Origin of the sequence: Bradyrhizobium sp. SRL28, from assembly GCF_018596315.1 — a bacterium.
Lineage (GTDB): Bacteria > Pseudomonadota > Alphaproteobacteria > Rhizobiales > Xanthobacteraceae > Bradyrhizobium.
The window spans coordinates 1-688 of sequence record NZ_JAHEAG010000192.1 but is presented as its reverse complement, the minus strand read 5'-3'; the positions used below and the strand labels follow the sequence as shown (position 1 = coordinate 688).

The following is a 688-nucleotide window of genomic DNA, read 5'->3' as shown; positions in this document are numbered from 1 at the left end:
TTATAGCATGGCATGTGCAAACGTTTTGTCCGCAACCCGAAACCTGCTGTGCGCTCACGGCTGGAGTAGCATTCGATGCCAGCACTTGGGAGCTATGGTCTGCGTTATGTAACCGCAGCACATTGCTGCTCCCGCCCAGAGCGCCGGCAGGAGATTCTCTCCTTTTGCTGCAATGGTGGCGTGATCAATCGCTGGACTCCGCCTTTTTGATCACGCCGCTCGCCACGATCGCGTTAGAAGATAAGCTGGTAAATCCCACATTGGAGTACTTGCTTGTTGGCGGGGATCGTCTCCAGCGTGTGCCTGCGCCTCTACCAGCGGCTCTCAAGCTAATAAACAACTACGGCCCTACTGAAGTGACGGTCGTGGCGACCTCGGGACGGCTTTTCGTCGACATTGTGCCGCATATCGGCCGTCCGATTGCGAACACGCGGGTCTATCTGCTGGATGGTGATGGCGCGCCTGTTCCGTTTGGGGCCGTAGGGGAGCTTTACATTGGCGGGGCGGGGGTCGCGCGTGGCTATCTGAACCGGCCCGCGCTGACGGCGGAGCGGTTTGTGGCCGATCCGTTCAGCACTGAGCCGGGGGCGCGGATGTACCGCACCGGGGATCTGGCGCGGTACTTGCCGGACGCCAATCTGGCGTTTTTGGGCCGCAACGACGACCAGGTGAAGATCCGCGGCTTCCG

General features: G+C 60.5%; 1 protein-coding gene. It reads left to right on the top strand.

Going from position 1 to position 688, the window contains the following annotated elements; genetic code table 11:
• Positions 1 to 14 precede the first annotated feature (14 nt).
• A partial coding sequence (locus KIP88_RS45940) for an AMP-binding protein (protein ID WP_308163853.1) occupies positions 15 to 688 on the top strand: 674 nt, incomplete at its 3' end.